Raw genomic sequence first — 12,987 nt, 5'->3', positions numbered from 1 at the left:
CCACGCAACCATTCTGTGAGTACGCAAGGAGTTCCCATGACCATCGAGCATATTGCCCTGACCCATCCCGATCCGGTCGGCGCTGCGGACTGGTACTCCAAGAACCTGGGCTGCACGGTTCTGAAGTCCATGAGCGAAGCGCCCTACACGCACTTCATCCAGCTTCCGGGTGCGCAGGTCATGCTGGAGATCTACAACAACCCGGTCGCTCCGCCGCCGGACTACGCGGCGATGCACACGCTGACGCTGCATATTGCCTTCTGGTCTGAGGACGTCGCGGGTGATCGCGAGCGCCTTCTCGCCGCCGGCGCTCAGCCCGTCGATGGTGTGGAGACGACGCCGGAAGGCTTCGTGCTGTGCCTGCTGCGGGACCCCTGGGGCGTTCCGCTGCAGCTCATCAACCGGCCGGAGCCGATGCTGAAGTAGTGCTGTCCTGGTGAGGGTCGGCGAAGGCGAGGAGACTGGAGATGACCTGGTGGCAGCCGGTTCTTGGGGCCGTGATTGGTGCGCTCGTTGGTCTTGGGCTGAACCGCCTGAGCACCTGCGCCGGCGGCGGGTGACCCATGACCAGCAACCCGTGGGTTGCCATGGTTGTGTTCGGCCTTCCGGGCGCTCTGATCGGCGCCGGCGGTCTGGGCAGTGCGAAGTGATCGCCGACGAGTCGCGGTAACACCCGGCACCGTGAGCCTGGTGCTCGGGACTACTGGGGGTGACCAGCCATGTACGCAAAGCTGAACCCGCCTGCTCTGGGCGTGGGACTGGGGAGCCTGTGGGCGATCCTGGTAACGGCCATCACCTGGCTTAACGGACTGACGGGCGGACCCTTCGGCGAGCACGCCGGGTGGTTCGCGCCGATGACACGGGCCCTGGACTACGCGCTGCCCGGCTACTATGTGGGCTTCTTCGGCGGCATCTGGGGCGGTATCCTGGCCTTCCTCGTGGGCCTGGCCTTCGGGTTTTTCGTAGCGAGCACCTACAACCGGTTCGCCAATCCGGTTGAGGAGCCACCCAGGCCTGTCGTGAGCACGGAGGAAGAGGAAGAGGACATCAAGTAGCTCGGCTGCGTGCCGCTCAGTTGCGGCACGAAACAGTAGGAAGGTTCACTCGGGCAGGTCTCTGGGAAGAGGCCTGCCTTTTTGTTTGCGGTGTCGGCTGTTGACGGGTGACAGGAGGTGGGGCTATATTGAGTAATAAGTTGTAAAGCGTTTAACGAAAAACCTTAGACAACCTGTCACGCGCTACCGCGACGCACCGGGACCTCGCCATCATCACAGTTAGGAGGCTGACGCCATGCGCCAGTCTTGCCTTGCAGCACTCCTACTCGCAGCCTCAACCTGCCTGCTCACCGCAGGATGGTGCCAGTCCGGCCAGAGCACGCCGCCCCCTCCCATGGTGTTCGCGATCCCTCGCGTGCAACTCAACAGCGACGCCGATCACTTCCTGGAGGGTGTGGACCTGGGCTTCGCAGTCCCGCTGACTACCCGCCACAGTGTGACCGGCAGCTACATCCTCGGCTTCCACGGTGACAATGACATCACCGCTACCTACAACTACGACATGCCCTGGCGGAAGGGCATCCGTGCCCGCGCCTCGGCCGGGATGATCGACGACGAGTTCGGCGTCGGGCTCAGCGCTCACCAGTTCAAGCAGGACTTCGGGACAGGCGCCTTCCTCCAGACCGCCGGCGGAGAGTTCCGGGCGGGTGTGTTCCTGTCCACGCCCCTGAGTTGGGGGACGAAGGTCGCAAAGCCGAAGGCCGAGCGCGCGACCGCCTGGGGCGACACTTCCGGTGACGTCGGCGACATGGGCGCGATTGCGACCGTCGCGGCACGCAAGGATCTCGACGGTGGCGGCACGAGTCTTGTCACCGCCACAGCCTGGTATCCGCGCGGTACCGCCAACTGGTCTCGGATGGGTCAGGATGCCCAGTCGGCCGCAGCGAGTGCCTCCGACTTCGCCCCGCCCGCGAAGCAGGCGTGGCAGTATGGCGTTCGCGGTGCGGTTCGTGGTGGGCCGGTTGTGATCGGTGATACCGTGTACGTGGGCAGCGCCGGTGGCGAGGTCCAGGCACTTCGCCTGCGAGATGGGACCCCGCTGTGGAGCGCTGCGGTCGGTTCCGAGGTTACGCAGGCGGTCACGGCAGTTGGCGACCGCCTCCTCGTCGGCACGAGAGCCGGGCACCTGGTCTGCCTGAAGCCGCCGCTGCTGTCGGGTGGGCTGGTGGGCTCAGAGGAGTGGCGCTTCGATGCGGGAGCGCCGGTGCTGTCCTGCCCGCTGGTCACCTCAAAGGGTCTGATCCTCTTCGGGGCTCAGGACGGCGTCTGCTATGCCCTGGATGTGCGCGGCAAGAAAGTGTGGCAGCATGCCACGAGCGGCCCGATCCTGGCGTCTCCGAGTCTTGCCCCCGGCGGCGTGACCGTGGCCAAGGAGGCTCGCGGCAAGGCCGAGGGCGGTGTAGTCTACTGTGCCAGTCTCGACGGCGTGCTCTACGCGCTGCGGGAGACGGACGGAGGGCTGGTCTGGAGCTACCGCACTGGCTCACCGATCCTGGTCGCACCGACGGTAGACGACAAGCTGGTCTACACCGCCAGTCAGAAGGGCACTTTGCATGCTCTGGAAGCGGCGACTGGACGGCTGGCATGGCGTCAGGAACTCCAGGCGCCCCTCAGCGCCTCACCGGCTCTTGCCGATGGGCGGCTCTATGCACCGGGCGCCGACGGAAGCGTGACTGCCCTTGACCTGCGCGACGGCGGCAAGACCCTCTGGCGAACGCAGGTTGCCGGACCGGTCTCGACGCCGCCGGTCCTGACGCGGTCGGGGTACCTGTTTGTTGCCTCAGAGGCCGGAATGCTGTATGCGCTGCGCTCGCAGGACGGGAAGGTGCTGTGGGCCGAGAACACGGGAGAGGCCCTCACCTCGGCACCGGCCGTCACCTCAGGTTACCTGCTGGTCGGCGATGCCTCGGGTCGACTGCTTGCCTACAAGCCCGGCGGCCCCTGGCACATCGACGCCCCGACGGTGATGGCGTCCGCCGCTGTCCCGCCCTCAGAGGTGCCTACCACCCTGACCCCGACGGGTTCGTCTCCCTTCGGCGTCGAGGTACCTGTGCAGACGAAGGTCGGTCTCGCCGGCTCTCCCGAGACTGCCGCCGGTCCCAGCGCGATCTCCCTGCTCTCCGTTCCCAGTGATCCCAGTCAGCCGCCGGTACAGCTTGCCGACCGCCCTGAGATTGCGGTCGGTGGACAGGCTCCAGCGAGTGCGCGTCTGGTGCTGGTCAATGATGTGCCGTACCGGGTGCTGAACGGGCAGTATGACGCGACCGTTGAGTTCCCCGGCGCGGGGGCTTACCCGCTGACGGTGAAGTACGTGGATGAGCAGGGGCATGTGGAGTCGGACTCGCGGCTTGTGGTCGTGGGCGAGGAGACCCAGCCGAGCTCGGCGGCACCTGTGTTCCTGTCGCCGGAGGAAGAGGGTCCGGGTGGAAGCATCAGCTTCACCCTGAGTGCACAGGAAGAGAAGCGGCCGCGGGTCATGGTGCTGGAGATTCGCGATAGCACCGGGCGGGCGGTCCGCGCCTGGGCCGACACGACCGCGACGATGCAGACCTACGTATGGGACGGGCGCGATCAGTGGGGGAAGCCGACGAAGGATGGGCAGTACGTTGCTGTGTTCACCCTCCGCGATCTCGAGGGCCACAGTCGCAGTCTGTTCCAGCCCGTCATCGTGGACAGCATGGGCAAGTAGCGGGCTAGACGTGCTCCCGCGGCGGGGTAGCTGCGTGACGGGGCTCGACCACCGCACGCAACACCAAGTTCTTCTCCTCGGCCGGCTCTCGGATGTCCTCGGGAGCCGGCTTTGTGCTTGCTGCGGACTTCGCGATCGGCCTGAAGCCCAGACTGCGCAGGAGAGCCAGTCCCGAAGGGGAGGAGGGAACCTGGGTGAAGACCTCTGTTGCACCCTCGGCAGCGACCTGTGCAAGGGCCTCGCGCAAGAGGCGGGCACCGATTCCCCGTCGCCGGTAGGCTGTCCGGACCGTCAGCTCACCCACCCACCAGGCCGGCTCCGAGAGGTCGGGCGCCGGCTTTCGCAGGAGCAGGAGACGTCCGACCGGGTGCTCGCGGTACAGCGCAGAGAGGTGCTTGCCTTGCGCCCGGGAGCCGGAGAGCGGTGCCACGAGAATGTTGCAGCGGTCTCCCAGGGGCGGCCGCAGCAGGTACACCGGCCACCGAAGCAGCGGGAAATGTCGCAGCCGCCCAAGCCCATTCGCGCCAAGCAGCACCAGCCGGTGTGCCACGGACAGGAGCCACGGCGGCTTTGCGGGTGACTCGGGAACCGGTCGGCCGGCGGCGTGACGTCGGATCATGCGCCGCGCGCGCCAGACGTCGGACGGGGCCGGTTGGATGGAAGGAAGCTTGTGGAAGCTCCCGTCGCGTTCGTACCCCGCGAGTCTTCCGAGCACGTCTTGGATGCCGATGGGGGGCTCAAGGTACTGCGGGTTGTAGTCGGGTGCGGTTACCAGGTAGGTCTTGCCGCGAAGGGTGCTCTGGGCGACGAGACGGTGTGCGATGGCCCGCCGGAAGGAGCCTTCGAAGACCACGACCTCACCGGGCTGCAGCGGTGTGTCGCCAAGGGGTTCGATGAGCAGGATGTCGCCGGAGCGTAGCGTGGGGGTCATGCTGACGCCGTAGACCGGGATGCGCACCGGGGTCCCCGCAGCCAGTAGGGTTCGGCACAGCTCGAGAACCACCTCACCGTCCACGGTACGGCGTGCCGGGTCCTCGTCGTCGCGATCAGAGGGGGGCTGCATCGTGCCCAGAAAAATCCTCAAGTCTGAGGGATGGCCTGCCGAAGACACTCCAGGACGCTCTCGTCGGGCAGGAAGCTGAGACGGTAGCAGGGGACGCTCGCGGCGATCTGGGCGCAGGTCGCCGCTACCTGGGACATGAGCTCATGGGAGAAGTAGGGCGGGCAAGCCCGTGCCACGAGTTCCGCCACCGCCTGAAGGGGCAGCATTCGCTCCGCCTTGTTCACGGGCGCCTGCTTCAGGAAGAACACGGCGCGCAGGGGAGCCGACTGTGGGATGGCGAAGGCCGAGGACCCGTGCCAGGGGGTCCCGTGAACCTGGAAGCCCTTGCCGGTGGGAAGCAACCCGAGGCGGTCATCATTGAGAATCGTGTAGCCCGCGCCGTGGAGCAGGTCGCTGATGGTGCTCTTCCCGGCCCCCGAGACACCGGCGAAGATGCAGGCACCGCCATCGATGACCGCACCAGAGGCGTGGATGCCCAGGCCCTGGCGGTTGGCGAGCTCCCAGTAGATCAGCAGCGGAAGGATCGGGTACTGGAAGGGCTCGGTAACACGGCCCTCAGGCTCCGTGCGGAAACACCAGTAGTTGTCCTGAGGAGCGACAGTCATCGTGCCGGTTCCAGCTTCGAAATCCAGCAGCAAGGATCGGGAGAGGTGGTAGTCACCGTGCCCCAGCGCCTGATTGACACGGAGCTTGCCATCAAGGCGGGAGACAGACCAGACGTCCTCGACGCGGAAGAGCAGCTCTCCCTCGTCGGGATCAGGCGTCGGTCCTGCGACGATCTGGAGGTCGAAGCGTACGTCTGCCTGGGGAGTGAGGAACCAGCTCTCCGGCGGACGGACCTGAAGAAGGATATCCGACTCAGGTGTGACGGTGCGAACGCCGATCCCGGCAATCTGAAGGGTGAGGTCCGCGCCACGTACCGGGCGCTCAGGGGTCGTAGCAGCAGTGGAGGAGCCGACGTCCATAGAAATACCTCACCGGGGTCGTGCTTGCTCAAGAGCCACGCTCACACCGCTGAAGGGTGTTGCGGGGTTCAGGGAATCAGGCCAAGGAAAGAACTCGGGCCGCGCGAGATGGAGACCCTCGCGCGGCCCAAAGACTGTAGGACCCAATCGCGGACGATCATGCAATCGGTGGCCCCCGTTTGCAGTCGTCTGCGGCTGGGCAACTCTCGACACTCCCCGGCAGCACCGGTTACTCATGGCGCACAGAGGAAGTCAGCCGCCAACTGCGGCAGTGCCGAGTTCGGCCACGGACCCGTGCGACCCTGGGCTCCGCGTGGACGCGCTATCCGCGGTGTACCCTAGGATGCGCTCTTCGGCGGTGGGTCGCCGACGCCCTGGCAACCCGCGTCACCCATCGTCTTGCAGGCTGCGAGCACAGCTTCGTCTGCCCGCAATTCCACCTTGGACAGGACCGGCTTCTCGTAGCGCTTTCTCTCCCGCATGCGAGGGAACTCCTTCCATGCGCCAGAATGCCAACTACGTAATGCCCCGGTAGCACTGGCGCCCGGAGGGCAGTCTGCTCCTCCGTGACGACTTGCCACCATCAGGTGCCATGTTACCACAGGACATACACAAAAGGCAAGCCCCTTCGCCCATACGCCAGTAACAACCCCCCGCCCTTTCACAGTGTGACGAAGTCGTGCCCGAGAGGGTCCGCCAGACTAACTCGGCGCATCCCGAGAGGGTACAGGTGGCCGGTGTGGGACCCCGAAAGCCTCGGTCCGGAGCTGTGTGAGACGGCAGTTGTAGGCACAGGGCAGGGCTGCTGAGCCGGTCTCCAGCTCCCTGCAGGCCGGGCAGGACACGCACAGATACTGTGCCTCGCACTCTCCACACGGGAAAGGGCCGATGGGGCAGAAGGACATAGTGTCGGGAAAGCTATCATAGAAGATTGTATGAAGGCTCGCGCGCATATCGTCGCGGTCGAGAGGCCAAGCGAGACTCCGGGCGACCAGACACGGATGCACCTGTCCCGTGGCACTGATGAAGACATTGGAGTGCCCCGCCGCGCAGGGGTAGAGACGGGCGATTGGCTTGGTCTCACGATTGGCCTCGCAGACCTCGAGCCAGGCCTCGTGTCGCTCAGGGAGATCCGTATCCAGCCGGACGGCTTCCTCCGGGCTGAGGCGCTCCTCCAGCGGCGCCTGGCTGCCGTAGATCGTGGGCTGAAGCAGGGCGTCGATGTGCAGCTTCCAGCCCAGCTCCTCCGCAAGGCCCTGCATCCCCTCGAGTTCGTGGGCGTTGCTGCGCATCAGGACAGTCTTGAGGTGACCGTGGATCCCGCGCTCATGCACGCGGCGGATGCCGGCTATCGCCTGGTCGAAGGAACCGGGCGTACAGGTGATGGACTCGTAGGTGGGGGCAGTCGCCCCGTAGAGACTGATCGAGACCAGGCGCGGTGGAAGCTGTGCAAGAAGGTCGGCGATCTCGTCGGTGAGGAGGCAGGCGTTCGTGAACAGCCCGACCAGGAACCCGCGGCGCTTGGCCTGCTCATAGAGGAGCGGGAAGTCGCTGCGGGTTAGTGGTTCGCCGCCCGTAAGGGTGAGCCAGAGGGTTTCCTCGGCGGCCAAGGCGTCGAACAGTTCGAGGAAGTAGTCGGTGGGCAGGTCGGGCGGCGGCACGTGACCGGCCGGATCCAGGTAGCAGTGGCGGCAGCAATTGTTGCACCGCTGAGTGACCTCGACCAGCGCCTTGTAGGGGCGTCGGACCTTGGTGATCAGCGCTGCAAACTGTTGCTGCTCAAGCTCGGTGATGCCGTCACAGTCCATGCTGCAAGCCTCCCCGAAGGCAGGGCTCCGCTCTCTCAGTCGCTGAGGACGGCGCCGATGGCCTTTAGCTGCGTGAGGAGTTCCCTGACGTCGGCGAGTGCTTCGTCGCGGGAAACCTCGTACTCCTCTACCAGCTTGTCGACGATGTGCTCCTCGTCGCCGCAGGTCGCGAGGAGTGCCCAGATGCGGGCTCCTACCTCGTTGAGGGTGAAGATGCTCTCCAGCTCAGCGGCCGAGCGGGTAACGGGCACGAGTACGAGCTCGGCACCCACGGGACGGGCCACGAAGTCGGCGTTCTGTTTCATATCGGTCGCTCCCGGGTAGTCAGGGTGGGTCAATTGTTGGTAACGACAAGGCCAGTCCTGAGATTCCGAAGGAAGTACCGCGACGCCTGCCACAAGGACCCAAGCGCACAACCTTGCACAACGCCAAGACGCCCGCGATGCCCAAGCCAGCGGGGTCGAGAGCAAGCATAGCGTGCCACCCGCCAGGCGAAGGGTCCGACTCCGAGCTTCGCCGGGTCAGGGATCGGAGTCTCGGGCTCCCACAGTCGCTTCACGCCGGCGAGCACGGCGGCGATGTGAACTCCCAGGTGCAACCGCCGTGCATCCTCCATCAGGACAGACCACTCCTCCTCCGTCATCTTCGGCAGGAGGCGTAGCACATCATAATACCCCAGAAGCCGGTCGTTGCGCACATCGCGAGCAAGAGCATGGCGCAGGACGTTGTCACACTGCACCAGGATGGCGGCGCCGGGAGAGAACGCCCGGAGGCCCACTCCCGAGAACTCCCAGGGCACAGAGCGAGCGTAGAGGTCCGCATAGGTCGGGCGATAGGGCCACCAGCCGCCGGAGACCACAAGCAGTTGGGTGTGGAGGTCAATCCACAGGTCACGACCCGCACCGGTCGCCGCACCTTCCAGCAGCGGCTTGCGCCACACGCCGTCGGCATCGGTTACCTCCGAGGTCGAGCCGTCTTCCGGTGCGGCCCGCAGGTCTTCGTGCGGATCGCCGAACTTCGTAAAGCCCTGGCTCTCCAGGACCTCGCCGACTCTCGTGCCGGCCTCGAGCGGCACCAGCAGATCAAGATCCTGCGATGGCCGCAGGGCCGGGTCTTCGTAGGCAGTCTGCGCGAGCCAGAGTCCGCGCATTGCCACGGGCTCAACACCGGCGTCCGCAAGGGCTCGCAAGGCGGCGACGGACTGTGCCTGGGTCTGAACCGACCGGGTGAGACAGGCCAGGTACATGCGCCGCCAGTTCTCGGCCTCGGCGGGCGGCATCACGGCCGCGATCTCGGACTGCCAGAGGTGGAACACAAGTGGGGCGACCCCGTGAGCCCGGGCCGCTGAGAGCAAATCCTGCGAGTCCGCAAGAAGGTGGTGAGCATGCTCGCGAGAGCAACGGGGATGGAGCAGCGCAACCAGCGAGGCCAGACTCGGCGGCAGTAGCTCGGTTCTCGTGACCAGCAGACTCGTCAAATCGGTCGGGCCCTTCGCCTCTGCAGGAGAGAGCGGCAGATTACGGACACGGTACCAGAAACGTACAGGGGAGTCAATTCAGGGGCAAGTAAGGTCCGTGGAGGCAGCGAGAAGAGGTATAGGGCCAGAGCAAGACCAGGTGCACACAAGCAAGGCCGGCGCAAGGCGCCGGCCCCAAGAGTGTGCCCGAAGCAGCAACGTCCCGCTAATAGAGACGCGCCAGACGCTCCTTGGTCAGCCCCGCACGGATCGAGCTCAGGGCCCCCTGGGCTACCTGTTCCGCAGGCTTCCCGAGCAACTTCTCATCGGCCTCAAGGACAGTGAAGAGCGGCTTGTCGCCGGCCATCAGCGCCGGACGCCCCTCGACGGTCGAGACACTGAAGTTGAAGGACTCGCCACCCGCGGCGAGGACGTCCGTCAGCGACTTGGCGATGGCTGTGGCACGCTCCTTGGCGTCCTTGGTGCCCGGCGCGGCCACGTTGGTCTGGAAAACCGGGATGCCCTGGAAGAGCACAGCCTGGACCTTCTCATCGCCGAGCTTGCGCTCCTCGACCTTGGGCTTGTCCCAGTTGGCGGTCTTGCGTCGGTTGATGGGCAGACCGACCTTCTCGATCTCGCCGATGAGCTGCTCGCAGCGCTCAGTGCTCAGCGGGTGAGTCTGGTAGATGCCGAGCTCGACCGGCGGATTGCGGCGCTCCTTGGCCGCCAGTCGCTCCATGAAGGTGAGGAGACCGACGGGGTCATAGGGGGTCGTGGCCATGGCCTTGACGGCGTCACCATCCGCGCGACGCTCCATCTCGATGGAGTAGCCGCCGAGAACGCCTGTCCGGTAGTAGATGCCGGCCTGCATCACGTTCGTCCACGCCTGGCTGTCCAGCCCGCCAATGAGGATGGTGGCGAGGACGGCGGCCATCTCGCCCTTGTAGATCTTGTTGGCACGCTGGGCCTGCGTGAGACCGTCATAGTTGACGTTGTGAGCGATCTCGTGGGCCAGGACGCCGGCCAGTTCGGAGTCGGACTGGACGTCCTTGAGAAGCCCCTCAGTGACGTAGACGAAGCCGCCGGGAAGGCTGAAGGCGTTGACCTCCGGCTCCTTGTCCGGCTTCTTCTCTTTGACGAGACGTATGTCGTACTGCACGTCGGGGCGCTTGGTGTTGGCACCGATGGCCTTCGCCATCGCCTGCAGCTTGGCCAAGGCCTGCTTGTTGTCGACGCGGTCATACTCCTTGTCGATCTCCGCGGCCGTCTCCTTGCCGACCTGTGCCTCGTACTTCGGGTCGAAGGGTGGCTTGGTGGAGGTCCGCGCGGGCGTCTCAGCGGCAAGCAGGCTGGTGCAGGCCCAGAGTATGAGGCAGGGCCAGAGGTTCCGTAGTGGTCTCGGGAGCGAACTCATCATGTGGGTATAGACGCCTGGGGTAGGGGCAAAGTTTCCGTGTAGGGGCCGGGAAACCCGGTGGCAGCCACCAGGGAAGGCTCAGATTGGCGGCCTGGCGAGAGTGTCGGGCCCGCCTCAGGGCAGTAGGAAGACAGGGCACTTCGGCAGTGGCTCCGGTCGCGGAGAGATTGCCGACGGGGCAGAGAACAAGACTCGGCCACCCGGCAAACCGGGGGGCCGAAGAGGGATGCAGACAACAATCGACGGAGCGACTGCGGGCTAACCGCCTGCCTGCGCAACAGCGTTCACGGCTCGCTCAAGCTCATCAATGTCGAAGGGCTTGCGCAGGATCGGGCGGCCGCTCTCGCGGATCTGGGCCCTGGTCTCAAGGTCCAGGGAAGCACCAGTCACGAAGATCACGCGGTCGGCCTGCTCCTCATCAAGCTCCTTGAGGGCCCTGAAGAAGGCGGCGCCGTCCATCTGAGGCATCAGCAAGTCGCAGACGATGGCATCATACTGATTGGTCCTGATGCGATCACAGGCTTCGCATCCGTTGCGAGCAACATCGACCATGTAGGATCCATGTTCGAGAACGGCCCGCACGAGAAGCTGCAATCCCCCCTCATCATCAACGACGAGAGCGCGCCGGAAGCTAGCTTTTGGTTCTGCGGCCATTGTCACGGTGCGTTGTCCCTCCCATCCTGCCCCGAACATATTCAGACGGTCGGTACACCCGGCTTCCTGCTACTGACTCTATCTATCGCGGCTGCTCAAGGGATGAAACGGTCGCAGTATACCCAGGACTCGTCGTGCCCAGACATCTCTGTTACTAGTGAAACCCCCAACATGGGCCCCTTTCGGGGCCTTCTGGCGCCCAGAGCTCCTTCCCCCAAGGAAAAGCTGCTGCCGGCGTCCATCAAAGATTGAGTTATTCGTGAGCAAAAGGCCCCAATTTCTCCGTAAAGCATTGTACGCAGACAGGGGCTCCGTGTCAAGGTCTCCGCAGCGCTTTATCCGTAAATTCTCAAGATCCACTCTACAAGTGGGGGAGACTTCGCAGATCTGAGCTCCTGCAAAACGCCGGGCCGTCGCGCCTTCCGCAGACTTCAGATACCCCGGAGGCACCCGCACAACTATCCTCGGAGCCGGGAGCGCCCAGAAGAAGATACATAGCATAAGTGTACGTGATGTTGATCCGGAGTATGGCAAGCGTAAAGGAGGAAAGGCTCCTGGGGAGGCCGCAGGGGGCACTCCCCAGGGAGGAGGTCGGACCACGACCCAGACAGGAGACTAGGGTGTCCAGCCGGCGGCACGCATCTTGTCCATCTGATAGCCCAGCCCGGTGCCGCGGAGGCTGGAGGTGTCGGCCTCGCCACCGGAGACCGCGAAAATGCCACTGTGCACAGCCTTCTCTGCTTCCTGAGTGGAGGCAGGGAAGAACTGGCGGCTGTTGGCTTCGACGCCCATGATCGTGTGGAGCCGCGCACCGATGCCCACGGAGTGCATGAGTGAGAGGGAGGGGTTGGTGAGGTCCTGAACGCTGTAGGGGATGCCCAACTGCGCGGCCTTGGACCAGAAGAGGGTGTCGGAGCTCTGGCACTTGCAGGACTTGAGGGCGATCCCGGACCAACCCAGCTCCATGGCCAGGTCGAAGGAGGCGATGTCGGTCAGGCTCTCGTCGACGATCACGGGCTTGAGCGCGGAGAGCTTGCGCATGTCGTGGCGACTGGCCGTGAGGTCGCGCTCGGTCGGCTGCTCGATGTACAGGAGACGGTCATAGCACTCCGGCGAGCGCTCGCGGATCTTGTGCAGCAGCTCGACGATGTACTCGGGGCTCTCGCACTGCTCGTTGGTGTCGGCGGTGACGTAGAGGGGCTCGATGCCGAGCTTGTCCAGTTCGCGCCGGCCGATGTCATGGACGCGGATCGTGCGGTCGATGTCCCACTCCAGGTCATTGCCGCGTAGCTTGACCTTGAGGCAGTACATCCCCTGGGCGGCGATCCAGTCCTCCAGACAGTTGGGGATGCCGTCCTGCGGATCGGACGCGTCCAGTTCGTCGCGGGTCAGCTTGTCGAGGCCCCCGCAGAGATGGAAGATGGGAACGCGAGGCAGGTAGGACGGGCGTACGTAGTCATGCGGGTAGCGGCCGACGAAGTCGGGGCCCAACCAGCGGGAGAGGTCATCGCTCATGAAATCGGCGCTGTAGCCGTCGTAGGTGTCGATGCCGTTGACCTTGCCGAAGGCATCATGGATGGCGGCGTCGACAGGCGAGGCAGAGACCAGCGCGCTCAGGAAAGGCTGTGGCGGAGTGAGATTGCGCCGGGCGCAGACCTCGAGGTTCAGCTTGCGCAGATCGTCCTCGACGTCATGGAAGAGCGCGATCGGGTGAGCAGCCTGGGGGTAGGCCAGGACCAGGTCGCAGAAGCCTTGGAGGACCTCCTTCATGGCGGCCTCTTTGTCTGGGTGAGTCAGTGCCGGATCGGGCCAGCCCCAGAAGTCCATCATGAAGATGCCGCCCCAGCCTTCTGCCTGCTCACCGCGACCGTTCTCGACAA

12 protein-coding genes are annotated in these 12,987 nt (G+C 65.0%); 3 read left to right on the top strand and 9 right to left on the bottom strand.

Going from position 1 to position 12,987, the window contains the following annotated elements:
* Positions 1 to 36: 36 nt before the first annotated feature.
* The 3 genes from ABFE16_16870 (at position 37) to ABFE16_16860 (ending at position 3,744) form a co-directional block, all read left to right on the top strand.
* A complete protein-coding gene (locus tag ABFE16_16870; protein MEN6346978.1) occupies positions 37 to 426 on the top strand; it encodes a VOC family protein in 390 nt (129 codons plus the stop codon).
* 293 nt (positions 427 to 719) lie between these two features.
* The gene (locus tag ABFE16_16865) at positions 720 to 1,055 is read left to right on the top strand and encodes a hypothetical protein (GenBank protein ID MEN6346977.1); all 336 of its coding nucleotides are present in this window, start codon (positions 720 to 722) and stop codon (positions 1,053 to 1,055) included.
* Positions 1,056 to 1,290: 235 nt separating this feature from the next.
* Positions 1,291 to 3,744, top strand: coding sequence for a PQQ-binding-like beta-propeller repeat protein (locus ABFE16_16860; protein MEN6346976.1), 2,454 nt, complete (start codon positions 1,291 to 1,293; stop codon positions 3,742 to 3,744).
* A gap of 4 nt (positions 3,745 to 3,748) precedes the next feature.
* Here ABFE16_16860 and ABFE16_16855 read toward each other — a convergent pair whose 3' ends face one another.
* The 9 genes from ABFE16_16855 to ABFE16_16815 form a co-directional block, all read right to left on the bottom strand.
* On the bottom strand, positions 3,749 to 4,807 hold the full coding sequence (locus ABFE16_16855; protein MEN6346975.1) for a GNAT family N-acetyltransferase: 1,059 nt from the start codon (positions 4,805 to 4,807) through the stop codon (positions 3,749 to 3,751).
* Between the two features lie 17 nt (positions 4,808 to 4,824).
* Entirely contained in the window at positions 4,825 to 5,772 is a 948-nt protein-coding gene (locus ABFE16_16850; protein ID MEN6346974.1) for a hypothetical protein, read from the bottom strand.
* Positions 5,773 to 6,110: 338 nt separating this feature from the next.
* Positions 6,111 to 6,254, bottom strand: coding sequence for a hypothetical protein (locus ABFE16_16845; protein ID MEN6346973.1), 144 nt, complete (start codon positions 6,252 to 6,254; stop codon positions 6,111 to 6,113).
* A gap of 219 nt (positions 6,255 to 6,473) precedes the next feature.
* Entirely contained in the window at positions 6,474 to 7,580 is a 1,107-nt protein-coding gene (locus ABFE16_16840; GenBank protein MEN6346972.1) for a radical SAM protein, read from the bottom strand.
* Positions 7,581 to 7,615: 35 nt separating this feature from the next.
* Complete coding sequence (locus tag ABFE16_16835; GenBank protein MEN6346971.1) at positions 7,616 to 7,885, bottom strand: PqqD family protein; 270 nt, start codon at positions 7,883 to 7,885, stop codon at positions 7,616 to 7,618.
* A 29-nt stretch (positions 7,886 to 7,914) separates the two neighbouring features.
* The gene (locus ABFE16_16830; protein ID MEN6346970.1) at positions 7,915 to 9,057 is read right to left on the bottom strand and encodes a nucleotidyltransferase family protein; all 1,143 of its coding nucleotides are present in this window, start codon (positions 9,055 to 9,057) and stop codon (positions 7,915 to 7,917) included.
* 205 nt (positions 9,058 to 9,262) lie between these two features.
* Positions 9,263 to 10,453: a M48 family metallopeptidase gene (locus ABFE16_16825; protein MEN6346969.1), complete on the bottom strand. Its 1,191-nt coding sequence runs from the start codon at positions 10,451 to 10,453 to the stop codon at positions 9,263 to 9,265.
* Between the two features lie 258 nt (positions 10,454 to 10,711).
* The gene (locus ABFE16_16820) at positions 10,712 to 11,107 is read right to left on the bottom strand and encodes a response regulator (GenBank protein MEN6346968.1); all 396 of its coding nucleotides are present in this window, start codon (positions 11,105 to 11,107) and stop codon (positions 10,712 to 10,714) included.
* 615 nt (positions 11,108 to 11,722) lie between these two features.
* Positions 11,723 to 12,987 (bottom strand): enolase C-terminal domain-like protein (locus ABFE16_16815; GenBank protein ID MEN6346967.1); only part of this gene is annotated, 1,265 nt, incomplete at its 5' end.

The sequence above is a fragment of the Armatimonadia bacterium genome (assembly GCA_039679385.1).
GTDB lineage: Bacteria > Armatimonadota > Zipacnadia > Zipacnadales > JABUFB01 > JAJFTQ01.
This window is presented reverse-complemented; position numbering and strand designations above follow the sequence as displayed.

Bases quoted from the DNA above. Each gene is read 5' to 3' on its own strand.
- ABFE16_16825 (MEN6346969.1), bottom strand. From the start codon at position 10,453: ATGATGAGTTCGCTCCCGAGACCACTACGGAACCTCTGGCCCTGCCTC.
- ABFE16_16860 (MEN6346976.1), top strand. From the start codon at position 1,291: ATGCGCCAGTCTTGCCTTGCAGCACTCCTACTCGCAGCCTCAACCTGC.
- ABFE16_16840 (MEN6346972.1), bottom strand. From the start codon at position 7,580: ATGGACTGTGACGGCATCACCGAGCTTGAGCAGCAACAGTTTGCAGCG.
- ABFE16_16870 (MEN6346978.1), top strand. From the start codon at position 37: ATGACCATCGAGCATATTGCCCTGACCCATCCCGATCCGGTCGGCGCT.
- ABFE16_16850 (MEN6346974.1), bottom strand. From the start codon at position 5,772: ATGGACGTCGGCTCCTCCACTGCTGCTACGACCCCTGAGCGCCCGGTA.
- ABFE16_16865 (MEN6346977.1), top strand. From the start codon at position 720: ATGTACGCAAAGCTGAACCCGCCTGCTCTGGGCGTGGGACTGGGGAGC.
- ABFE16_16835 (MEN6346971.1), bottom strand. From the start codon at position 7,885: ATGAAACAGAACGCCGACTTCGTGGCCCGTCCCGTGGGTGCCGAGCTC.
- ABFE16_16845 (MEN6346973.1), bottom strand. From the start codon at position 6,254: ATGCGGGAGAGAAAGCGCTACGAGAAGCCGGTCCTGTCCAAGGTGGAA.
- ABFE16_16855 (MEN6346975.1), bottom strand. From the start codon at position 4,807: ATGCAGCCCCCCTCTGATCGCGACGACGAGGACCCGGCACGCCGTACC.
- ABFE16_16820 (MEN6346968.1), bottom strand. From the start codon at position 11,107: ATGGCCGCAGAACCAAAAGCTAGCTTCCGGCGCGCTCTCGTCGTTGAT.